This window comes from Gimesia chilikensis (assembly GCF_007744075.1).
In the GTDB taxonomy this organism is placed as follows: Bacteria; Planctomycetota; Planctomycetia; order Planctomycetales; family Planctomycetaceae; genus Gimesia; species Gimesia chilikensis_A.
The window spans coordinates 5,856,616-5,881,161 of the sequence record NZ_CP036266.1 but is presented as its reverse complement, the minus strand read 5'-3'; the positions used below and the strand labels follow the sequence as shown (position 1 = coordinate 5,881,161).

Annotated in this window: 14 protein-coding genes; 11 read left to right on the top strand and 3 right to left on the bottom strand. The window is 51.7% G+C overall.

Annotation, left to right across the window (positions count from 1 at the left end; all coding sequences use genetic code 11):
• Positions 1 to 59: 59 nt before the first annotated feature.
• The 8 genes from HG66A1_RS22185 to hslU all read left to right on the top strand — a co-directional run bounded on the left by HG66A1_RS22185 (position 60) and on the right by hslU (position 10,653).
• Positions 60 to 1,589, top strand: coding sequence for a SpoVR family protein (locus HG66A1_RS22185; RefSeq protein WP_145189163.1), 1,530 nt, complete (start codon positions 60 to 62; stop codon positions 1,587 to 1,589).
• Between the two features lie 23 nt (positions 1,590 to 1,612).
• Positions 1,613 to 2,107 (top strand): hypothetical protein, encoded by a 495-nt coding sequence (locus tag HG66A1_RS22180; RefSeq protein WP_145189160.1) that lies wholly within the window; start codon positions 1,613 to 1,615, stop codon positions 2,105 to 2,107.
• A 150-nt stretch (positions 2,108 to 2,257) separates the two neighbouring features.
• Positions 2,258 to 3,067: an IclR family transcriptional regulator gene (locus HG66A1_RS22175; protein WP_145189157.1), complete on the top strand. Its 810-nt coding sequence runs from the start codon at positions 2,258 to 2,260 to the stop codon at positions 3,065 to 3,067.
• A gap of 28 nt (positions 3,068 to 3,095) precedes the next feature.
• Positions 3,096 to 4,238 (top strand): aminotransferase class V-fold PLP-dependent enzyme, encoded by a 1,143-nt coding sequence (locus HG66A1_RS22170; protein ID WP_145189154.1) that lies wholly within the window; start codon positions 3,096 to 3,098, stop codon positions 4,236 to 4,238.
• Between the two features lie 220 nt (positions 4,239 to 4,458).
• On the top strand, positions 4,459 to 6,960 hold the full coding sequence (locus HG66A1_RS22165) for a PSD1 and planctomycete cytochrome C domain-containing protein (RefSeq protein WP_145189151.1): 2,502 nt from the start codon (positions 4,459 to 4,461) through the stop codon (positions 6,958 to 6,960).
• A 57-nt stretch (positions 6,961 to 7,017) separates the two neighbouring features.
• Positions 7,018 to 8,439 (top strand): DUF1501 domain-containing protein, encoded by a 1,422-nt coding sequence (locus HG66A1_RS22160; protein WP_145042486.1) that lies wholly within the window; start codon positions 7,018 to 7,020, stop codon positions 8,437 to 8,439.
• 301 nt (positions 8,440 to 8,740) lie between these two features.
• On the top strand, positions 8,741 to 9,301 hold the full coding sequence (hslV, locus tag HG66A1_RS22155; RefSeq protein WP_145189148.1) for an ATP-dependent protease subunit HslV: 561 nt from the start codon (positions 8,741 to 8,743) through the stop codon (positions 9,299 to 9,301).
• Positions 9,289 to 10,653 carry an ATP-dependent protease ATPase subunit HslU gene (gene hslU / locus HG66A1_RS22150; protein ID WP_145189145.1) on the top strand — a complete coding sequence of 455 codons (1,365 nt, stop codon included), beginning with the start codon at positions 9,289 to 9,291 and terminating at the stop codon, positions 10,651 to 10,653. The genes hslV and hslU overlap by 13 nt, the downstream gene beginning before the upstream one ends.
• Before the next feature lie 107 nt (positions 10,654 to 10,760).
• Here hslU and HG66A1_RS22145 read toward each other — a convergent pair whose 3' ends face one another.
• Complete coding sequence (locus tag HG66A1_RS22145; RefSeq protein WP_145189143.1) at positions 10,761 to 11,666, bottom strand: DUF1559 domain-containing protein; 906 nt, start codon at positions 11,664 to 11,666, stop codon at positions 10,761 to 10,763.
• Between the two features lie 349 nt (positions 11,667 to 12,015).
• Between HG66A1_RS22145 and HG66A1_RS22140 the strand changes: the two genes are divergently transcribed.
• From HG66A1_RS22140 to HG66A1_RS22130, 3 genes are read left to right on the top strand one after another with little or no spacing between them, the layout of a single operon-like run.
• The gene (locus HG66A1_RS22140) at positions 12,016 to 12,279 is read left to right on the top strand and encodes a zinc ribbon domain-containing protein (protein ID WP_145189140.1); all 264 of its coding nucleotides are present in this window, start codon (positions 12,016 to 12,018) and stop codon (positions 12,277 to 12,279) included.
• Positions 12,280 to 12,313: 34 nt separating this feature from the next.
• Positions 12,314 to 12,919 carry a Maf family protein gene (locus HG66A1_RS22135; RefSeq protein WP_197996745.1) on the top strand — a complete coding sequence of 202 codons (606 nt, stop codon included), beginning with the start codon at positions 12,314 to 12,316 and terminating at the stop codon, positions 12,917 to 12,919.
• A gap of 30 nt (positions 12,920 to 12,949) precedes the next feature.
• Positions 12,950 to 14,020, top strand: coding sequence for a tRNA dihydrouridine synthase (locus tag HG66A1_RS22130; protein WP_145189134.1), 1,071 nt, complete (start codon positions 12,950 to 12,952; stop codon positions 14,018 to 14,020).
• Positions 14,021 to 14,101: 81 nt separating this feature from the next.
• Here the strand turns inward: HG66A1_RS22130 and HG66A1_RS32725 are convergent, their stop codons facing one another.
• Both HG66A1_RS32725 and HG66A1_RS22120 read right to left on the bottom strand, forming a co-directional pair.
• A complete protein-coding gene (locus HG66A1_RS32725; RefSeq protein WP_197996744.1) occupies positions 14,102 to 18,973 on the bottom strand; it encodes a GEVED domain-containing protein in 4,872 nt (1,623 codons plus the stop codon).
• A 484-nt stretch (positions 18,974 to 19,457) separates the two neighbouring features.
• Complete coding sequence (locus HG66A1_RS22120; protein ID WP_145189128.1) at positions 19,458 to 24,083, bottom strand: peptidylprolyl isomerase; 4,626 nt, start codon at positions 24,081 to 24,083, stop codon at positions 19,458 to 19,460.
• Between the last annotated feature and the right edge of the window lie 463 nt (positions 24,084 to 24,546).

The following is a 24,546-nucleotide window of genomic DNA, read 5'->3' as shown; positions in this document are numbered from 1 at the left end:
AGCAGCGACAGGATTGCTTCTAATCGGGGAGCAGTTACTGACGACTGACGGAGGCTCGTATGGTAGTCACAACGCATCGCCCTTTACCTAAAGAACTCAGCGATATCCAGCAGGAGATGGAACAGCACGCGCTGGATTACGGGCTCGATTTCTTCAAAACGATCTTTGAAGTGCTCGACTACGAAGAGCTGAGTATGTTTGCCGCCTATGGTGGGTTTCCCATTCGCTATCCACACTGGCGGTTTGGCGCTCAGTATGACGAGCTGATGAAAGGCTACTCATACGGTTTGCAGAAGATCTATGAGATGGTGATCAATACAGATCCCTGTTACGCCTACCTGCTCAGTGCCAATGATATCACCGACCAGAAACTGGTGATTGCGCACGTGTATGGACACTGTGATTTTTTCAAAAACAACGCCTGGTTCTCGCATACAAACCGCAAGATGCTCGACCAGATGGCCAATCATGCGACTCGCGTGAATCGTCATATTGATGAGCAGGGTTACGAAAAGGTCGAGACCTTCATTGATACCTGTCTGTCACTGGAGAGTCTGATCGATCCTTATGCACCGCACATTCGACGTACGCAGAAATCAGAATCGAAGGCTGATACGCAAAGACGCAAGGCAGAGGATGCCGAAAGCACGGGAGGCCGTTTCCCTGCCAAGAACTATATGGATCGCTATATTAACCCGGAAGATGCTCTGGAAGAAGAAGCGAGTCAAAAACGGCAGAAAGCGATGGAACTGTCTGATCAACTGAAGTTCCCCAAAGAACGTGTGCGGGATGTGCTGTTCTTTCTGTTGCAGTATGCGCCGCTGGAAGACTGGCAGCGGGATGTTCTGACGATCATTCGTGACGAAGCTTACTACTTCGCGCCGCAGGGACAGACCAAGATCATGAATGAAGGCTGGGCCAGTTTCTGGCACTCGACCATCATGACCCGCCATGGTCTGACCGACGAGGGTCTGATTAACTACGCGGATCATCATAGTGGGACGATGGCCACGAGCCCGAACCGACTCAATCCTTACAAGCTGGGGATTGAACTACTGAAAGACATAGAGGAACGCTGGAATAAAGGGCAGTTCGGTCCGGAGTATGATAACTGCACCGACATGTATGAAAGAGAACACTGGGATAAAGAGCTCGGTCTTGGTCGGGAGAAAATCTTTGAAGTCCGCAGGATCCATAACGATATTACATTTATCGATACGTTTCTGACCCCCGAGTTCTGTTATAAACATCGGATGTTTTCATTTGGCTTTAACGATTCGAATAAAACATATGAGATTCAATCACGCGAATTTCAACAGATCAAACAGCAGTTGTTGAACAGCCTCAGCAATCATGGACGGCCTGTTATTTACGTGCAGGATGCAAACTATAAGAACCGGGGCGAACTGTACCTGGAACACGAATACCTGGGAATTGAACTCAAGCTGGATTATGCTCAGGACACGCTGGCCAACCTGCATTCCATCTGGAAGCGGCCTGTAAACATCGAAACCGTCGTGGATGACCGCCCCACGATTCTGAACTATGACGGTAAGAAACATTCCACGAACTCGAAAGAAAAGAAATAAGATCCTCGTCAGGAGGATATTCTATGTCTGTATTAAACCAACTCAATCATGAACTGACTCAGCTGATAGGCTATCACTCTGCCCAGCCTCGAACCGTCACCATCTCAGCGACCGGCAAAATCGATGTCATGCTCGATTTTACTTCGGTCGACACCATGAGCTGCTCGGTTCTTGAGATCCGCGTCAATGTACCCTCACTGTCACAGTCCACGTTTGACAAGCTCAAAGAGTGGGGGCAGAAACTCTGTCAGCGGATCACTTATCTGCTCGAAAACATCGGACCACTGGAATACGACGAAAATGCCGGCCAGGTACTGATTCGCTCCACTCCACCCGATCAGCAGAAGACAGGCGCTAAGTATTATGAAATCATGCTGTCTTCTCACTCGAACGGGAATTTCAGCCTGAAACGCTTTGCCTCTCAGAAAGGGCAATCGGGACGAACTCAGGTCGAAATGCAGATCACGCACGAAGTGCTCCGCAAGCTTGTCGAGGACCTTGTCGACACCGTTCCCTGAGCTGATCAGACGCCTGTTTACACTGTGTTCCTGGCCTCAGCCTTAAAATGTAATGGTCTTAAGGCTTTTTCTGCATGGAACTTGCGCCCCTGTTCTGAAAGACAGGATTAGTGCTTGACGACCCGCGTTTTATATGTAAAATCATATTTCATGAGTAAAACATTAGAGCGTACAGAACAAAAACAGTCTTACCGCGTACCGGCCCTTGAGAAGGGGCTAGAGGTACTGGAACTGTTATCCGGGATCTCTCAGCCACTATCGCTGACCGATATTGCAGACCGTCTGGGGCGAACGAAACAGGAGCTGTTTCGGGTCATGGCCTGTCTGAATGAGCAGGGGTACCTGATCCGTGATGCCAACCAGGGATACCGCATGAGTACCAAGCTGTTCGAACTGGGATCCAAGCACGCCAGTACGGAAGCCCTGATCGCGCGGGCCACTCCGCATATGGAAAATCTGACGCACGAACTGAACGAATCGTGCCATCTGAACCTGGTTGTGCGAAATAAAATGCTGGTGATTGCCCGGGTAAACTGCGATGCAGACGTCTCGCTGGCAGTTCGCGTTGGTGCGAGTTTCAAACTGCATGAACGAAACAGCGGCCATGTCGCGCTGGCATATTTATCAGCTGATCAGCGAAGTAAATACTGGGAACAGACCGATCTCACTGCTTCAGAAATTGAGGAGTGTGAAAGCGAATTCGCCGCCACCCGCCGCTCCGGTTTCCGGACGATGGAAAGTTCTCTGATTGTCGGTGTACGCGATACGGCAACGCCGATTCTGGGGGCCGATGGTAAGTTGCTGGCGGTGTTGTGCGTTTCTCATATTCTCAAAGTGGGTGAATCAGAAGACTCGACACGAATTTCAACCGCGATGCTGGAGTGTGCTCAAGCGATTTCCAGTGAATTTGGACCGACTATGTTGCACCAGTCAACTGTCCCGGCAGGGGACCTGGCTTAATTTCCCTGCGTTCTCGAACGGAGTTTTCATGCTGGATTTACAAACACGGAATCAGGATTTTCCCAGTCTGCAGGGACGAACCTACCTGAATACAGCTGCAGAAGGGATTCCTCCCCTGCAGGTCAAAGCGGCCTTCGATCAGTATTTCGAGGATAAGCTGTTGGGAATGGATGGACGCAAACTTCATGAAGCACAATGGGATGCTGCCAAGTCCCTGATTGCAGGCATGTATGGCTTGAGTTCGGACGAAGTCAGCATCTGTTCCTGCAGTTCCGAAGCATTCAACCTGGCCTACCAGGCGCTGCAATTGAAGGAGGGGGATGAAGTCATCATCAGTGATCTGGACTTCCCCGCCAGCTACACTTTCGGGTTGCAGCAGAGCTGTCCTGCTACGGTCAAAATCTGGGAAGCCCGCGACTGGGAACTACGTCTGGAAGACTTGCAATCCCTGCTCAGTGATAAAACCCGCATGGTCAGTATTTCCCTGGTCAGCTTTTTCAACGGGTTCATGATTCCGCTCAAAGAAGTGATTCAGACGATTCGTCAGCACTCCTCAGCGTTGATCGCGTTAGATGTAACCCAGGCATTGGGCCGCATCCCATTGGATCTGGAAGACATCGATCTGGTGATCAGCAGCACTCACAAGTGGATTCTGGCTTCACATGGAGGTGGACTGGTCGGTGTGCCATCGAAGAAAGCCAGCGATTGGACCGTTCCTGCCGGGGGCTGGTTCAATCTGAAAGACGCTTTTGGAGATCAGCGTTTCGAAAAAGCGGAAAGTCTGCCAGGGGCGGCCAGTTTTACGGTGGGGATGCCCAACTATCCAGCTGTTTATGCGATCCGAGCAGCCTTACAGTACATCACAGAAACCGGGGTCGAAAAGATCGAGAAGGCGACGGCACCTCTGGTGGAAGCCTGTCTTGCCGGCCTGAAAGAATCAAGTGTCGAGTTGATTTCGCCCCAACAGACAGAAGATCTGGCGGGAATCATCGCTTTCCGGCACCCGGAAGCAGAGCGGATTTATAAGCACCTGCACAGTAAAGAGATTCACCCCATGTACCACGCCGGTCGAATCCGTGTGGCCCTGCATGGATACAATACAATGGACGATGTGGAGCTCTTCCTCAAGGAATTGCACCACGCGTCATCCAAGAGTTTTGTCGGAAATTAGGCGATTTAGCCACATTTCAGTGGCAGAAAATCGACTGGAATTCGACGACATCCATGTATTTTTGCTGATTTTTAACCGAGATGGAATATAATGAAGGTAAGCATAAGCTCAATCATCAAAAAATCTTACCTTCACTCCAGACCACACCGTGTCCGAGTGAGAAGCTAGCGCTCCTCGACGTCAGACTGTGGTTCCTACCTGAAAACTACCGGGAAAAACGATGAAGATGCCTGCGAGTTTACGAGATTGTTTCTTTTCTTTCGTAACACAGTGTTCTACCGGGCTGTTCGCTCTGGTCTGCCTGCTGACGCTTTCTCCCGTCAACGCAGCCGAACAGAAACCGAGTCAGGAACAGATTCAGTTCTTCGAATCGAAAATCCGTCCTCTGCTGATTAAGCATTGCTATGACTGTCACGGAGAGGATGCCCAGGAATCAGATCTGCGTGTCGATACCTTTGACGGGATCGCCAAAGGGGGCAAAGCTGGTTCGCTGATCGTGCCCGGAAAGCCGGAACAGAGCCTGCTGATCACGGCTGTCAATTACCAGTCGAATGACCTGCAGATGCCCCCCGATGAGAAGCTGAGTAAGCAGGAAATCAAAGACCTGAGTGACTGGGTCAAAATGGGGGCACCTTATCCGAACGCAGACTTAAGTAAACTCCGCGCTGCCAGCGACAAGGGTAAGTATGACCTGGAGAAGGAACGTGAATTCTGGTCTTTCCAGCCCGTACGTAAACCGGCACTGCCCGAAGTCAAAAATAAAGCATGGGTCAAAAATCCCATCGATCAGTTTGTATTACACAAGCTGGAAGAAGCAGGGCTGCAGCCTGCCTCACCTGCCGATAAACGGACACTCATTCGCCGGACGACCTTTGATCTGACCGGTCTGCCTCCGACGCAGGAAGAAGTCGAAAACTTCCTCAACGATACTTCACCAAATGCCTTTGAGAAAGTTGTCGATCGTCTGCTTGCTTCGCCGCATTACGGTGAGCACTGGGGACGGCACTGGCTCGACGTCGCCCGCTATGCAGACTCCAATGGTCTCGATGAAAATATTGCCTACGGTACCGCCTGGAAGTATCGGGATTATGTTGTCAATGCGTTCAATAAAGACAAACCTTACGACGTCTTCATTAAAGAACAACTGGCTGGCGACCTGATGGAGCCGGCAGAGAGTGTTGCACAGCGGAATGAACGACTGATTGCAACCGGCTTTCTTTCGCTGGGCCCTAAGGTTCTGGCGGAAGTGGATGCCACCAAGATGGAGATGGATATCATCGACGAGCAGATTAACACGATCGGCGTTTCGATGATGGGGCTGACACTGGGCTGTGCCCGCTGCCACGATCATAAGTTTGATCCCATCTCGGCTCACGATTATTATGGTCTGGCTGGTATTCTTAAAAGTACCAAGATCATGGAGCACTATAATAAAGTTGCTCGCTGGTACGAAAATCCGTTGGCCACTCCTGAGCAGAAACAGGAACAGGCCCGCTGGGATGAGAAAATCAAAGGCGAAGAAGCAAAAATTGCTGCACTGGTCAAAGCGGAAAATGAACGGTTGCAGAAAGAGGGAGGAAAAGACTATCAGCTCCCCAAGAAGCCGGAAGAAGCTTATACCAAAGCAGCACAGGCCGAGTTGAAAACACTTAGAGCCGAAGTTGCGAAACTCAAGAAGACGCGCCCTGAAATCCCCACGGCCCTGGGGGCCGCAGAGCGCGAAACCACGGACGTACCGATTCACATTCGCGGCAGTCATCTGACACTGGGAGAAACCGTCCCCCGGCACGTGCCTGTCGTATTGACTCCCGAACCCAAAACTCCATTCCCCAAAGAACAGAGTGGTCGTCTTAAGTTCGCTGAGTGGCTGGGTAACCCCGAACATCCATTAACCTCGCGTGTGATTGCGAACCGGGTCTGGCGCTGGCACTTTGGGAAGGGAATTGTTGCGACCACCGATAACTTCGGAAAACTGGGCGCCAAGCCTACCAATCAGAGTCTGTTGGACTGGATGGCGGCAACGTTAATGGAAGAGGGCTGGTCGCTCAAAGAGCTGCACCGCATAATTCTGTTGTCGAATACCTGGCAGATGAGCAGCGAATGGAATGCGAAAGCGGCAGCGATCGATCCCGATAACCAACTGATGTGGCATGCCGACATTCGCCGTCTGGAAGCAGAATCGATTCGCGATGCTATCCTGGCTGTCAGTGATGGACTGGACCTGACCATGGGCGGATCATTGATGAACGTTGACAACCGTGCGTTCGTCTTCAATCACGAATCCAAAGATGGCGTGACATACGATTTCAACCGTCGTTCACTCTATCTGCCTGTCATCCGTAATCACCTGTTTGGCATGTTCATGCTCTTTGACTATGCGGATGCCAGTGTGCTCAACGGGAACCGGGCGTCGACGACAGTGGCTCCCCAGGCACTATTCATGCTTAACAGTCATCTGATCGAAAATGCATCCCATCGGATGGCAGAACAGATTCAGCATGAAACCGCGTTGTCTCCGGAACAGAAGATCCAGAAACTGTTCCTCAAGACATATGGACGTCAACCAACGGAAATGGAAATCAATAAATCTCTGCATTTCCTGGACGATATTGAACAGGAACTGCAGGCGGAAACGAAATCTTCGGAACAACGGATCACGCGTGCCTGGCAGGTGCTCTGTCAGTCATTTCTGGCTTCCAGTGAGTTCATCTATCTGCGATAGAAACTGCTGCGAGCCACTACCTGTATCCATTATTCATATAAATTATCGAGACCTGCCATGAGTATCCTGCCTCAATCACTGTTCTCCCGTAGGGATCTGTTAAAGAAATCAGCAATTGGTTTCGGCAATCTGGCGCTGCTCTCCATGTTGAATGAAGAGTCAAAAGCGGCTGCCTCATCGAAAGATCCTCTTGCGCCCCGGCAACCACATTTTACGCCGCGTGCCAAGCGGGTAATCTTCCTGTTCATGAAGGGCGGACCTTCTCACATGGACACGTTCGATTACAAGCCTCAGTTACAGAAGTATGATGGCAAGCCGCTGCCTTTCGATAAGCCCCGGGTACAGTTTGCACCGACCGGCAATCTGTTGAAGTCGCCCTGGAAATTCAAGCAGTATGGTGAGAGCGGAATTCATGTCAGTGAACTGTTTCCTCATGTCGCTGAGTGTGTGGATGATTTATGTATCCTGAATTCTGTCTACGGCACTAATGCAGCCCACGGTGGCGCCCTGTTGAAACTGCATACGGGGAGTGACGCATTTGTGCGTCCGAGTATGGGCTCATGGGTGACTTACGGCCTGGGCACGGAAAATCAGAATCTGCCCGGCTTCATTACCATCTGTCCGACTCTGGCCCATGGTGGCGTCAAAAACTGGAGCTCTGCGTTTCTGCCAGCCCCGTACCAGGGAACTCCGTTGGGGAACGCTGCGATCGCTGCGGAAAACGCTCAGATCGAATATATCAAGAACAACTTCCTCTCCCGTAAAGTACAGCGGAAGCAGGTCGAGTTCATGAATGAACTGAACCGGATGCACCAGGATGAAGCCGGTCCGAACCAGGTACTCGATGCCCGCATTGGCAGCTTTGAACTTGCCTTCCGCATGCAGGAAGAAGTACCCGAAGTGCAGGACATTTCAGATGAATCGGAAGCCACTCAGAAAATGTATGGACTGGATCAGAAAGAGACCGCGGACTTCGGACGCCAGTGTCTGATGGCCCGTCGTTTCGCAGAACGTGGCGTACGTTTCATTCAGGTTTCTCACAGTGATCAGAAGGTCCAGTGGGATCAGCACAGCAACCTGTTTGAAGGGCATACCAAAAATGCGAAAGAGGTCGACCAGCCGATCGCCGCTCTCTTGAAAGACCTGAAACAGCGTGGTCTGCTCAAAGATACGCTCGTGGTCTGGGGTGGTGAATTCGGCCGGACTCCTACTGCTCAAGGTAAGAATGGTCGCGATCATAATCCCGAAGGGTTCACAATGTGGATGGCAGGAGGCGGCGTGAAGTCCGGCTTCCAGTATGGGGCGACCGATGAATTCGGCTATTACGCCACCAAAGATAAAATGCATATTCACGATTTCCATGCCACACTGCTACACATTCTGGGCATGGACCATGAAAAGCTGACCTATCGATATGCCGGTCGCGATTTCCGCCTGACCGATGTGGCCGGTCACGTGGCTCATGGTGTACTGGCTTAAGTGTCCAGTTCGTCTGATCATCACTGAATCGACAGAACAGCCCTGCTCCATGTGAGTCAGGGCTGTTTTCCTGCGCAATCGAGGCTATTTTCCCTGTCTCAGTGATCCCTGACGATGATCTCAGCGTTGAGTCTAAGATAAAACACCGCGCATGTATTCCGGCTGCGATTGAAAAACGCAAACCCGGGGGACTATGATTCAGATACCGGATGCTTGCATGTCTGTCGTCTCTGTTCTATGGTGTCTACCCGCTAACGTGATCAGAGTTCTTCTATCAGAATCTTATTAAGAAACAGCAGTTATGAGTTCCAAAGATAAAAAGAAGTGGCGTTCGACAACGATCCTGACAGTGCGTCATGGCGGCAAAGTGGCGATCGGCGGTGATGGACAGGTCACGCACGGCGATACCGTTATGAAGAGTGATACTCGCAAGATCCGCAAAATTCTGGATGGCCAGATTGTGTGTGGGTTCGCCGGGTCTACCGCAGATGCCTTTTCGCTGCTGGAACGGTTTGAAGTCAAAGCCCGGGACTATCCCGGAAATATGCCTCGCGCAGCAACTGAGCTTGCACGTGACTGGCGGACTGATCGCGTCCTGCGGAAGCTGGAAGCGCTGATTATTGTGGTTAACACCGAACACAGTCTGCTGATTACCGGGCAGGGGGATGTCGTTGTTCCTTCGGATGGAGTGATTGGCATTGGTTCGGGGGGCAACTACGCGACTGCGGCTGCCCGCGCTCTGGTGAGGCATTCAGATCTGTCCGCCCCGGAAATCGTCAAGAACTCGTTGGGTATCGCATCAGAAATCGATATCTATACGAATAATAATATTATCGTGGAGGAGTTGGAGTGCACGAACTAACGCCCCGGCAGATTGTTGCCGAACTGGATAAACATATTGTTGGTCAGGATGATGCCAAACGCGCCGTAGCAATCGCACTGCGAAACCGCTGGCGCTGGCAACAGTTGCCTGATGAGCTTCGCAAGGAAATTACCCCGAAGAACATCGTGATGATCGGACCAACGGGGGTCGGGAAGACGGAAATTACCCGGCGGCTGGCTCAGCTCATTGATGCACCTTTTATCAAAGTTGAAGCGACCAAATACACAGAGGTTGGTTACTACGGCCGCGATGTCGAAAGCATGATTCGTGACCTGGTAGACTCTGCCAAGAATCTGGTGCGTGAGAAAAAACGGGTTGAGCTGGTGGATAAAGCCAAGGCTCGTGTCGAAGAACGCCTGCTGGATCTCCTGATCCCCCGCCCGGAATGGGAATCATCTTTCCGTGAATCCACCGAAGAGGTTAAGGAAGAAGATTCGCAGGAACGCTACGAGCGCACCCGCGACAAGTTTCGCACAATGCTCCTCCAGGGCGCCCTGGAAGAAAAAGAAGTGGAAATCTCGGTGGAGCAGAAAAACTCTCCCGTGCAGGTCTTTTCAAATATGGGCATGGACCAGATGGATGTCGACCTGCAGGGCATGTTTGAACGCATCATGCCTCAGCAGAGCAAGCATCGTAAGATGATGGTCAAAGAGGCCCGCAAGGTTCTGCTGGAACAGGAAGTGGAAGGATTGATGGACAAGGATGCGATTGCCGAGGAAGCGGTGGATCTCGCAGAGCGGCACGGCATTGTGTTTATCGACGAAATTGACAAGATCTGTACTTCCGAAGAAGGGGGAAATCGCAGCGGTGATGTCAGTCGCCAGGGGGTGCAGCGCGATTTGCTTCCCATCGTCGAAGGAACGACCGTGCAGACGCGCAGTGGTTCCGTAAAAACAGATTACATGCTGTTTATCGCCGCGGGGGCCTTTCACCGTACCAAGCCGTCAGATCTGATGCCCGAACTGCAGGGGCGCTTTCCGATTCGCGTCGAGCTGCAGGAACTGACGCGAGAAGATTTTCTGCGGATTCTGACAGAACCGTCGAGTTCAATTACCATGCAGTATCAGGCACTGCTCAAAACAGAAGGCGTCGATGTGAAGTTCGAACAGGATGGGCTGGAAGCGCTGGCGGACATCGCTTTCCAGGTCAACCAGACGACTCAGAACATCGGTGCCCGTCGCCTGCATACAATTCTGGAACGGTTACTGGAAGAGGTCAGTTATGAAGCACCAGATTTGAAGACGAAGAAGATCGTCATCGATGCCGCGTATGTGCAGCAGAAACTGCACACGATCGTGGAAGATGAAGATCTCAGTAAGTTTATTCTGTAAACAGGCGAGATCCTGAAATGAGATAGAGCCCCGATACATGTTTTGTATCGGGGCTCTGTTATTTAAATCTGTGATCCCGGAGGATCAGTCTGGATCAATTACTGAGATCAGAATTCACCAATGACATTTCCGTCACTGATCTTTCCGAGGTTTTCGTAGGTTGTGCCGTCAATATTTTCACTGATAAATCGAACCCCGCCATCGGCCAGCAGGAAGTGAGCCCCACCAGTGTGCTGACTGCTGAAGGCCCACGCCAGCGTACCATTGATTAGTGAACCAGGGTGGTTTTCCGTTTTCCAAACGCAGGATGCTGTTTTACCGTTGTCATAGTAACCGACCCAGATGCCACCATTGTAGGTATTCGCCCCTACGCGACCCCGTGCGGTTTCACCAATCAGGAGTGTATTGCTCGTGCCGTCGGTAATATCACGAATTTTGGTATTGCTGTTGGACCAGAAAGAACCATTTCCGGCTGCGGCGTTATGTGGACTGGTGTTAATTGATCCGGTTCCCCGGCTGCCATAAATCCCTTTGTAGTTGGATGTCGCGTGTCCGCCGCGATCTGCGTTCAGATCACTGCCGACATCGGAGGGGCAGCGGAACAGGGGAATTTTGGTTTTCGTCTGATCCGTGGGAGTCACACTCAGGTTGCTCGATGATACATTCAGTGCATTGTAGAGGTTTGCCTGGTCCAGAAATGGCAGCAGCATGGTGCTCCAGCCCCAACCGGGCAGACAGCTACCTGTACTGGTTGCTGAAGGCTGACAGGAGGCAGACAGAGATCGTTGAACCCAACCGGGAGGCAGGCTGCGATGTGTTTCATGGTAATTATGGAAGGCAAGCCCCAGCTGTTTGACATTGTTTTTACAAGTACTGCGGCGGGCTGCTTCACGCGCCTGCTGCACAGCTGGCAATAGTAGAGCAATCAGGATCGCAATGATGGCAATCACGACAAGAAGTTCGATCAGGGTGAAACCCATCGGGCGGACGGGGCGGATGCTGCGAGGCTGCATCTTGAGTCTCCAGTAGCTAGAATAATAAAATGATGAAAACGAATCGGGGTGCACACGAAGGTGTGCTTGGGGAAGGCTTAGCTCAGACAAGCTTCATCCAGGCTGGTGCATCAGTAGAGGCCGATGCATGAACTGAAAGAGAGGGCATAGTTCGCCAGGTTTCAGTTAATAAATAACACTTCCGTGTTTTTATACCACTGAGTCACACAATCCAACGCAAAAGTTTTGTTAATTCTCAAAATAGTGAGTATCGTAGCCCCTTTCCTGCTGATGAAAGAAATAGGGTTAAACTGCACTGTACATTATACTCATTTGCAACCGTGGATTGGCGAGAGGATGATAAACTCAAATGTATGATGACTGGGATTCTGAATATGATGCTGACGAATATGGTCCCGATGATGGATACGATGAAGAATCGGAGTCAGAGACCATTGAGTGCAGCAATTGTGGCGCAGACGTCTATGAGGATGCCGTCGCATGTCCGATCTGTGGTGAGTATCTCACACGCAATACGGATCCACTGAGCGATCGCCCTTCCTGGTGGGTGATGCTGGGAATCCTGGGCATCGTCCTGACAATTATCAGCGCGTTTTTCTGGTCTCGAATTTGAATACAGGCAGAATATGCAATTTCAGAAATGGATTTTGGGCTCCCGTTCTCCCCGACGCAGAGAGCTGCTGATGCAGCTGGTGCCTGAATCGGCGATCGAAGTGGTCCCTCCTCTCAATCCTGAGGAGGCGGGGTTTGAAGGACTGCATGATCTGTCTTCGATTAAAGAACAGCTGGCAGAAATCTGCCTGGCTAAGAATGAAGACGTGTTCGCACAGTCGTGCAACGGGGATCTGCGTCAGGTTCTATTGTTAACTTCGGATACCATTGTTGTTGTAGAGCGACAACCGGGGCATTTTGTAGTTCTGGGCCAGCCCCCAACCGGTTCCGGCTGGGAGCTGGCAGTGCGGGACTGGTTTGAAAACGATTTTGCAGGCAAGACCCATCGGGTGATTACCGGACTTTGTTTACGTTCCTCTACAGGCATCCAGACTGGATTTTGTGAGACGCTGGTCACGTTTCACGAGCGGTCGCATGTACTCAAGTATCTGGACTGGTACCTGTCAACGGGAGAATCACTAGGTAAAGCAGGGGGCTACGCGGTTCAGGGGGCAGGCAGTATCTTTGTAAAGCGAATTGAAGGCAGCCTGACCAATGTAGTAGGATTACCCCTGGAAAACCTGTTGCCGTTAGTCAGCTGAAACGCATTTGGAAAGAAAACGTCAAATCTTATGTCTCTGATCAAGTGGAGTACTGTCGAATCTCCCGAAATCCGGATTGGGAATCGCACGCTGAGTTCCCGCTATTTTCTCTCTCCTCTGGCCGGATATACGCAGCACGCCTTTCGTGTCGCTTTACGCCGTCTCGGAGGCGTAGGACTCTGTACGACCGATCTCGTGCTGGCTTCGCATCTGCTCGCTGGCAGTCGGAAATCAAAGGCATTGCTCAAGACGTCCTCTGCTGATCGTCCTTTAACAGTACAGATCTTTGGTGGAGTGACTGAGGAACTCGTCAAAGCCGCCCGCTGGCTGGAAACAGCCGGCTATGAGGCGGTTGACCTGAACATGGGCTGTCCCATGGCGAAAATCAACGGCAGCGGCGGTGGGGCACGGATCATGTGCTCCCCGGAAAAAGCTTGTCAGATGGTGGCAGACGTCGTAGATGCGGTTTCGCTGCCAGTTACCGTTAAGATGCGACTGGGCTGGGACCGGGATTCGATCACCGCGCCGTTACTCGCGAGGGAATTTGAGCAGGCGGGTGTCGCTGCGATTACGATTCATGGACGGACCCGTAATCAGGGATTTGGCGGCAGTGTCGATCTGGATGGCATCCGACAGACGGTGGAAGCGGTACAGGAGATTCCGGTGATCGGCAACGGAGATGTCTGTACGGTCGAAGATGCTTTCCGTATGCGTGAAGAAACGGGTTGTGAAGCTGTTTCAATTGGCCGGGGTGCGATGATGGATCCCTGGATCTTTCGCAAGATTGAGATGACACTCAAAGGAGATCAGCCTGTTGAAGAACCGGACCGCGAGGAACAGATCGCGTTTCTTGAGCATCATTTCCGTCTGATGATCGATCATTATGACAACTATGGCTGCCAGCTGATACGGAAGTTTGCCGCCTGGTACGGTGCCCGCCTCGGAATTCCGGAAGATCTGGAAGACCGTCTGCGTCGCCTGGAATCTGCGGATGAGTTTCAGGAGATCGTGAACCAGATCCGCGAACGTCATGGAGAACGCGAGTCCTCTGTTCCCACTGCTTTGGTCAAAACCCCCAACGGTCCCGTCGAACGCTGGTAGGTTAGACGCCAGAATTAATAAAACACAGCCCCTGAAAAATGAATTTCTCAGGGGCTGTGTGGTTAACGTGGGGTAGTTGGTTTACTGCCGGACATCGTGAGCACCGGCGTTGTTGATATCGTAACCGAGATCAAGCAGGAACCAGTCATCACCACGGGCCACGGCACCGTAGAGCTGGTCCAGTTCGCCGTCGTCAAAGACAGTCGTATCATCCAGGCGAACGTTATTTACGCCCAGGGATGCGTTATCAACGCGAGTACTGATGCTGGCAACCCGGTCTCCAAACGGATCGGCAGAAATCCATTCCTGGTAGATCGCAAACAGTTGTGCCAGGCCATTGTCATAGACTGTTGCTCCACCAATCAGGATGTCACCATTCTGACCATAGTCGGTGTAGAGAGCTTCGTTATGCCCACGCAGAAAGTCAGAACCCAGGCCACCGATCAGGATGTCATAGCCGTCAGGGCCACCTTCGATGGTATCGTTACCTGCACCACCGATCAGAACATCGTTGCCCCAGCCGCCGACGAGGTAGTCGTTACCCAGTCCGCCGAAGAACATTGATTCGCGGTTGTAGAAGGTGTCGTCGGCAATAATCTGGTCATCTCCGCCCAGGCCCCAGACATAAACGCCACCCGTGGGAGCGAACTCACCCAGGTTGACGCCATTCAGGCGAACCTGAACGATATTGGTCTGGTAGGTCTGCGAGAGCAGAATGATATCATTTGCCTGAGTACCAGTGATGAACAGAGCTGACTTTCCAGGTCGGTTCGGATCGGGCAGCAGGCCGGTGAAACCTTGCGGCACGACCGTGACCAGGTAGTCTTCGACTTCCCCGTCCGCTGCTGCACCCGTGGTCGATAATCCACCAGCCGAACTTAAGCGGAAGCGGGCTGCAACATCACCGACAGTCACACCCAGAGGGACTGCAATGGAAACAGAATTAGCACCAGCAACAACTGCCTGGCTGGAGAGAATCTGCTCACCTGGATCGTCCCAGTCGCCATCCCCATTGAAGTCGATCCAGGCATCCATAAAGCCTGTCCCGGATGAGATGATGGTGATCGATGTAGAAGTATCACCGGCAATAATCGGGTTGAGCAGGATGCCGTCATCAGTGTCCAGGCTCGCTGTCGCAGATTCCTGTCCATCGGCTTCAGCAGTGACGCCGGCACCGAGATAGAGGTTCGTGTAGTTATTGATTGCATGCTTGGCACCATTTTCGGCATCGAGTACCGGGAATGAAGCGGGAGCATCACCGTAATCGACGCCGTTGCTGGCAACGATCAGAGCCGTGTCTGTAATCACACGTGCTGTTGAGGTACCGAATGGACCAGCGAATTTCAGGACTTTACCCAGGTCGGTATCAACCACATAAAGGTTGTCATCCGGTCCGAAGGTGAGGCCGTAAGGCAACTGGATGGTGGCGTTGAAGGTGTAATTATCAACGAATGCACCCGTGTTGGGATCAAATCGCAGAATGCTTTCGGTGGCACCGTTGGCGACATACAGGAGTCCGTCCGGACCAATTGTAATCCCGCGTGGGTTTGCGAGCCCACCTGTTCCAGCAGCAATGAATGGGCCGCCGAGAACTGGGTCTCCATTGGAATCGAACTTCAGAATCTCATTGGTATTGAAGCTGGCGACATACAGATTTCCGCTGCTGTCGAAGGCCATGCCATAGGGTTTGCCCATGCCACCTTCACTGCGGGCAACGTATTCTTCGATGAATGCGCCCGTCAGACCGTCATAGCGTAAAATTCGATCACGCAGGAAGCCGGTGTCGGCAACATAGAGGTCGGGGATACCAGGTGCGGAACCAGGACCGAAGGTAATGAAGCGGGGTTGAACCAGACCACCACCGGAAGCGAAGACACCTGAGCCAATAATCGAACCGGTCTGGCCGTCGTATCGCAGAATCTGTCCTGTATCAGAACTGGCGACATAAAGGTTTCCATCCGGTCCGAATACCAGACCGTTGGGAACGTCGATGCCACCTGAGCCAGGGATCACAAAGGAGCCGAGGGACTCACCTGTCTGGCCATCGAACCGCTCGACCGTATGATCGGATCCGTCTGAGCCTTCAAAGCCGTTACTGACGTAGAGATCGCCATCGGGGCCGAAGACCAGATCACGCGGACTGTTCAGGTTGGTGGAGACGAAGTCACCCAGGTAGTTACCGGGTTGACCTTCTCCTGTGTCAGCGTCAGCATAAGCCGCGGTGATTGTTTCACCAAAGACGACCTGCAGAATGCCGTCACCGACAACCAGTGTGCCCGGTGAAGAGTTGATCGTGCCTGTGAAGGTTCCGAAACCGACTTCTGTCAAAGTGACGTTTTCCTGGTCACCGCCGGTTGATGTGACAGTCACATCGACTGTACCTGCTCCCAGCAGATCGCCATCGGTGACAGTGATTGTGATCAGATCACCTGAGTCGTAGGTAGCGTCATCAAAGACGATCGTTCCGTAACGGGAAGCCGTCAGTTCGAGTCGATAGTCTTCGACTTCCCCGTCAGGAGCATAACCGGTTACACCCAGTCCGGTCTGTGTACTGAAACGGAAGCGTGCGAATGTTTCGCCAATCACGAATTCACCCACGCCCTGAGGGACACTGAAGGACAACTGGTGGGTGCCTGCAGTGAGGAACTCGTCTGTGAAGATCTGCTCGCTGGCTTCCCAGGCACCGTTGCCATTGAAATCGATCCAGCCCTGGAGATAACCAGCACCGTTGACGGTTACTTCGACAGTGGCAATGTTATCGCTGATGGAAATGCCGTTGGTGATATTTCCGTTGGGATCGAGGAAGACAATGCCATCGTCGTCTGCACCGTCACCGGAAGCATCCAGGCTGGGCAGACCATCGTCTTCAAAGTCGATGGAAGCGCCCAGTGTTAAGCCGCCTGCGAGGTCATGGCGAGCACCATCGTCTGCTTCCAGTGTGGGGTAGGGGGCAGGAGCATCGCCGTAATCAATACCGTAGAACGCTCCTGTAGACAGGCCAAAGGCCAGTGTGTTGGGGCTGTCCTGAGTTCCCAGGAAGTCATTCAGGAAACCCACATTGAAATCGACATCAATATCGTCACCGGTACCGAAGAAATTATCGTTGCCAAGTCCGATTGTGTTGGCGAGATTGCCACCCTGGTCAATAATTTGTGATGGTGAAACGTAATTCAAGGTGTGCCACAGGCCGAAGAAGTGACCTGCTTCGTGAGTCACAATATTACCGACAGCGACACCAATCAAATCGACAATACTGGAGGTAAAGTTACGGACGATATTATTCAATGAGTTGGGGTCTGCCGGGTTCGTGCTGCTGAGCAGGTCCAGAAGCACGACAGCCGATTCAGTTGTATCAAAGTTACCAACATCGATCGACTCAGCGATACCGATGGTACCGATACCCAGTTCGTTGATCGTTCCCCCGACAATCACACGGCTGAGATTCGGGGTATTGGTTTCGTCGAGACCGGGGTTATCAAAACTGTTTAAGATGCGAATTCCGTAGTCACCCGGATTGTTGGTGGTAGCAAAATCACCATTGTTGGCCGATGCGAGGTCAGCAAAATTCTCTTCCACAGTGGCCATAATAGCCCGGATGACCGCTTCCTCATCAGCAGCGGTGAGCCCCCAGTTCCCCAGGAACGAGCTTAAGGGGGACATGGTAGCAGTACGTGAAGCCTGGAAACTGTCAAAGATGGAAGGATCGACTTCTGCCCCATCAAAATCGATGTACAGTGTCTGGATAGCGCCGGGCATCTGGGTTTCCAACTCGGGACGGAAAACTCGCAACTGGAGATCATAGAGCCCGACATCACCCGTTATCCCCACATAATAAGTTCCGGCTACTGGAGCCACGAAGGAGGCCGCGGCGTTACCATCGCCGGGCAGGGGACTGTCAGCAGGGTAAAGATCTGACAGGTAGAAAGACGACTGCTGAATCAGACCGCCACTGGGGCCATACATGGAAACCGTCTGGGCTGCGCCGGTTACGTTGGCTCCCAGAATGTCGCCTGCTTCCAGTTCGACTGCAAAGTAATCCACATCCTGTATGTTCAGACCGACTGTCAGATCGTAAGCCCCTTCGGCCCGCGAGTTAGTTCCAGCACCATTTCCACTGGTTTCATCGAAAGGATCATTCGGAGTGCCTGTATAGAAGCTGGAGACCATGATGTAGTAATCACCATCGAGTGTTGCCGTGTATTCCAGCAAACTGTCGAGGGAAGTACCACCATCGTCATCATACGCAACCTGGAATCCGGAACTGGTATAGATCGCCACAATGGGATCCAGGTTGAAGAACTGAGTGGAGTCTCTCACAGAGACTGAGAGTCGGTCGCCCGCCTGAACACCACTAATCTGATAGAAGTCGAAGTCACCTGTGCCGGTTCCAGCACTTCCATGAGGGCCATCACCCAGTTGAGCGTTGAAAATCGAAATCTGTTGTCCAGGGAGGATCCCCAAATCGTTGGCCAGCAGAATGGAGCCATCATCTTCGGGAAATGGTGACCGGAATGTGTTTACAGTGGCGTTAGCGAGATAGCCTTTAATATCGGCGTCATACTCATCGTCAATACCTGTACCCAGGCCGGAGATCAACTGGGCTGAACCAATATCGTCATTGGTCCCAGTCGTGCCGATGGTTTCTCCCTCATTGACAGAAAACTGAGAGGGATTGCTGGGAGCGTCTACCTGGCCCAGGTCATTTTCCTGTTTCTGTTTGTCCTCCTCAGTCACAGTGGCCTGTGATCGCTGTTGCGACTGCGTCTGGTTGGTCAAACCCCGGTTGGGTGAGTTGTTGATTCCGGTGCCGTAATCATCAGGATTGAAATCGGCGGGAGAATCATAGACGTTGGGATCGATGAGTGAATTAACAGCCGACAGGAGTGTTCTGTCTTCCAGATTTTCTACGGTCGAATAGGAGTGGACTGTTGCGTTCAGTCGTAGATTCTTCAAACGTCGAGCACGACCTCTACGTAAACGTTGAAGAAATGAACCAATTCGACCAGGCTGGTGACGACGTTTAGTTCTCATAAACATCATTTGCATCTTTCCATATCATGCCAAAACAGGTCAGCTGTTTTCAGCGAGTCGCTTATCTTGAAGAGGTTGCTTAACTCTTTGTTGCAAAACGAATTAAGTGTTTCCGTTATTCCTGATGGCTGAGCCTGGGCTCGCTTCCCATCACATGTTTTCCCAAGTTAACACCGACGATTAAGTGTTAAAATGGGCAAAGTTACCACCGATTGTGCAGCAGCAAAACTACGTATGTCAAGTAAAAGATAAAAAAGATCGACCGAAAAGCAGCCGTTGATTCAGGTTTTGACGAACGTACCGCGCAGAACCATTATCTTCTGGACGTCTGAACTTACGAATTCTCACCGTTAACAAGGTAGATTCCTCTTAAAAAAACAGGTTCCTCGAAACTCGGACGGAGCCATTAGATAATCCCCCCGAATTCAGGATCCAGATAACTTCCGAAAAATTCATCGGTGGCTTCTGAGTTCCCGTAATCCAGCAGTCTGCGTTCACCTGTTTCCAGAACTGGCTCCATGATGGGGGCATCAGAGTTATGTTCGTGTCCCAGCAGGTGGTTGAGCTCGTGCAACAGAACGGTCAGCAGGTCGATCTGACCGCTGGCAGCACTCAGGAGGCCCGCTGAGAAGATTCTGGGGTCTTCGGTGGCATCGAACTCGCTATTCGAGAATGGCGAGCTGTCGACGAACCAGCCCCAGCCTGCGGCGTTAACATCCAGGTAGATTGTATTGGTGGAAGAGTCAGCTTTGGCCAGCTGATTTCCCGGCAGTTCGACTATCTCCAGTTTGACGTCATTGAGCTGTTCAATGGTAATCTCATCAGAACTGGCGGCGACCTGTTGTTTCGCAGCTTCGAGGACCGGCGCGGCCTCTTCACTGGTCAATGGTTGCGTGTTGTCATTTTCTGAATTGATGATTGCGGTGACCAGGTTGTTTTGTTGCCAGACTTCACTGAAGTTGGTCGGATAGACAAAGGAACTGCTGCCCCCTTTTACCTTATTGTAATTGGCAGCCAGCAGGGTGAGGTCTTTGAAATCGACTTTACCTGAACGGTCAAAGTCGGAGGCCCAGGTGGCGTCCGCTCCTTGAGCACCGGTGGTTTTATTGTAGACAGAAACGAATAGAAGCAGGTCTCCAAAATCAATCTTGCCACTGTCATTCAGGTCGTAGAGCGCTGGGACCAGAGTCAGATTCACCGCTGCACCTTCCGTCACCATTGCGGCTCCGACAGCAGAGTTAATGACACTGTTCGAAATCTCAAAGTCCACATTGCCCACAGGCTGCATGTACTGCCCGTCGGCGTTGAGGTCGATCGGTTTGACGGACAGGTTCACACGCGCCAGTAGCACGAGAGTTTCTGCTCCCAAAGCAGACAATTCGCTGGAAGCCCCCAGGCCGGTGATGGTCCCGTTTTCATTGTCGATGGCCCCGGTCTGGTTTTGAGTAAATCCGGCGCCGTATACGATTGATTCTACTGTCAGATAAGTCGCATCAAAGCTGAAGTCTACGGCAGCTGATGCAACGCCATTTTGAGTGGAATTAGTAATGCTCACCCAGATCTCGACGGTGACCGGACTGAACTCGTCCAGGAAATCCACGTTGGCTGGCAGGGAGCCGACTTGCCCTTCGCTACCAGTACTGGTGGCTTTCCATTTCACGGTCATGTCTGCTGAAGCGAGAACTGATTCTGCCTCATAGGCTCCGATATCAACGCGGCTGATGGTATCGTTATTACCGTCGGCAACACGGGCAGAACCACGCTGATCCAGAGTCAGTTCGGGAGTAAACGCACTGGGATCAAAGGCGGGATTACCAGCATCGATGGCGACACTGGTTGTCGTCAATGCATGAGTCAGAGTGGAACCACCGTTATCGGCGAGGGGCAGCAGTTCGGGGTCCTGGCCGGTGATAAAATTCGATCCCTGATTGGTAAATCCAGACGTCGATTCCACCAGGCTGTAAGACCCGTTCACGTAGCCACTGATGTCATCGCCTGAACTGGAAGCAGAGTTGTCGGCAACAATTGTGTTGTTCAGCGTAATTACATCGAACGAGGAAAAGAGGCCGCCTCCATCCTGGTTTGCGGTATTATTCGCTATGGTGCTGTTGCTGATAATGGCACTGTCGAAATCAACCGGATTGGAGAAGTAGATGCCCCCACCGCTGCTGCTGGCTGTATTCCCGGACAGGGTGATGTTGACCAGCAATGTTGTCAGGGCTCCTGATGAGATTGCTCCCCCGTCCCCAAACAGTGCCGAGTTGTCATAAAACGTACTGCTGCGAACGGTCAGCGATCCGTCTGACTGTCTGATGGCGGCCCCGGAACCAGAGCTGCGGTTCAGGTAAAAGGTGGAATCGGTAATTGTGGTTGTGAGATCGAAGAGGTAGAGCCCTGCACCATCGGTGGCGGCTCCAGTGGTGTTGTCGGTGATGAGCGATCCGTTGATCGTCAGAGTACCACCGTTCTGATAGAGGCCGCCTCCCCCTCCGCTTGCGCTGACATTTGTCGATAGCGTGCTGTTAATCAGCGTGACATCGGAATTGATGGCATAGATACCGCCTCCAAATCCCTCTGCGGTATTCTGGTTCACCGTACTTCCATTCAAAATTACAGTACCAGACTGACTGACGATCGCCCCTCCAGAAGAGTAGAGAGAAAGATTGGACTGGAACAGGGTGTCATAGACTTCCAGATGTCCCGTATTGTAGATGGCACCGCCCAGTCCGGAGGTACTTTGGTTATTGGTGATTTCGCTATTTGTGATCACCAGGTTTTCGGCGTTAAAGATTGATGCCCCGTTATCGCCGAGATTACCCTTGGTCAGTTTCAGGTTTTCCAGTCTCACTACAAGATCGCTTTCCAGACCGTCATCGATCAGGAAGTGCCGATCATTCTGATATGCGTCGATAGTCAGTAGCGGAGCCCCTTCTGCAGAAGTCGGAGCGATGATTGTGAGCGAGTCTGTGATCTCAAGGTCTTGAGAAATAATCAGTGTTTTTGCAGTGCCATTGAACAGAGCAGGGTCGAACATGATGATGTCTGCGCCATTCCCCGCGGGGGCGACACCGATGCTCGTGTCTGAATTGGCTGCCTGAATCGCTCTGCGTAAAGTCACCCGGTTATTGGGAGAAGTATCGGTCAGATTGGTGACCAGAATCACTCCCTCGGGGGCAATCGAAAACTGTACGGTAGCGACATTCGAGTAGGCGCCCAGGTTGTCTGCGACTCGATAGGTAAAGGAGTCGAGACCCATGTAACCAGAGCCGTCTGCCGTATACTGAATTTCGTAATCATCTTCGCCAACCTGCACCAGCGTAACAGTACCATGTGTGGGCTGAGAGATGATTTCCGCGGATTGTTCATCGATGCTGCCATCACTGTCTGTATCATTCGCGAAGATATCGAACGACGCGGGAGTATCTCCCTGCAGGGCGACAAAATCGTTGTTGGCAACGGGAGGTTCGGTCACTACGACCGTCACGACCTGGTAGTCAATCGCACTGGTCTGAAATCCAACTGCCACGGTTAACTGGTAGATGCCTGGTGCCAGCCCGGCATTGGGGCTGATCGTCAGGATTCCCTGGTTGTTCAGGTCAATGGTATTAATCAGTCCCGCAGGGGCCGTAACCGGAATGTACAAACCATAATCAGAGAGGAGATCCTGATTCATATAGACTGGGACCCCGTTGTTGGGAGCCGTCGCATCGACGTCGATGGCCTGCAACTGGTACTGAATGGATTCTCCGGCCCTGACTTGCAGAGTGGGAATATCTGCCAGGTAAGGGTTGGCATCTGAAGCATCAAAAATAATGTTGCCGGTGACCTGGTCCTGATAGGGAGGGTCGATCGTATCCGGTGCCACATTGACCTGGAACTGTCGCTGCTGCTGATTTCCATCCTGGTCGGTGACGGTCACCGTGATCGTGGATGAACCGCTATAACCTTCGGCAGCATTTAAGAAGAGCGTGGCATTTTCAAAGTCAGAAAAGACTTCCACGCTGTCCATGGTGATATTAAAAAGCGGATCGTCCGTATTGATCACTTTCACATCGTTGATGGCATTGCGAACATCGTCGCCTTCGGTCAGGAAACCGAAAATAGTGTGTTGATAGTCGAGTCTGCGAAGCGGGCGATCCGTGATGAAGAACTGGGAGTTATTGGTGTCGTCTTGTGCTTTGGCCATCGAGAGCAGGCCGGATTGCACGTGTTGTAATTCGGGATGAAACTGATCGTCGAATGAACCATAGGTAGAACCGCCAGCGCCGGTTCCAGTGGGATCTCCCCCCTGAATGATGGCATCATTGATGATCCGGTGGAAGCTGACACCATCGTAGAAGCCTTCCTGTGCGAGCTGAATGATCCGGTCGGTAGCGCGGGAAGCTCTCCCCTCGAACAGTTCAAAAATCATCTCCCCATAGCCTGCGACGTTGATGCGCAAACTGCGATTTCCAGTCAGTAAGCGTGCGGAGACATTCGGATTGCTACTCTCTATCGTGTACGTCAATGGTCCGCCGTCGGGATCGAATCCATCCAGGGCAACATGCAGGCCGGTATTGGCAAACAGATTTTGAGTGGGAATGTCTTTGAGATAAGGACCTTCCGAATTCGTGATCGCGATTCCAGTTGCCGTTGCCAGATCCTGCAGACTGTTAATGGAACTGCCTTCGATTAACGTACCGTTGTTCAGTCTCCAGATGGGGCGCAGGTCCTGTACATCGCTGATACCCACGTCAGCAGCACTGCCATTCAGATTGCGTTCGTTGTCTGTAATGTCGACAAAATTAATATAAGTCGCGCCATCACCCAGCAACGCTTTTTGTGCTGTCGTATCGGCATCCCAGACTGCACCATACAGAGTGACGTTCGCTGCAGCTAAAGCCTGTCCAAACGCGATCAGGTCCTGACCACTGAGCAGGGTCCGGTCTTCCAGCTTCTCAGTTGCTGCCAGTGGAGCCGTTGTTTTTTTGAGCCGACGATGGTGCTGGTGTCGGCGTGGTCTCCACAGATTATCAATCAATTTTGAGATCATGTATTCGGTATCTTTAGTGTATGAGTCAGTCAGGGGTGTCTTAAGAATTCAGTCCTCTGGCGGATGGCGACTGCAGGGGATCAGAACCTGCATGTTCAGGTCCTGATTTTAAAGCAGGGGCACTACCTAAAAAAACAGGTAAATTGGAATGTTTTCATTCTTTAGGGTAATTGTACCGAATGGGTGTTCTGTTTCTATATGACGTAGTCAAAAAACAATCTGCACCGAATATGACGATTGGTTGACTTCGATCTAACATTTACCTGCTGAACATGATGCGAAATGTTGATTTAAGTCAACGGACCGTAACAACTTATCGTGGTGAAACCATTTTAAAGACCGGGTTGGGTTTTTCACTTTTTTGTTTGGTTGTAGATCCGTTCATTGGATAAAATGATGCTTAAACTGGACAGATTTATTGGATGTTTATGAGGATAAGTGTCTATTCCATAGAGATTTACAT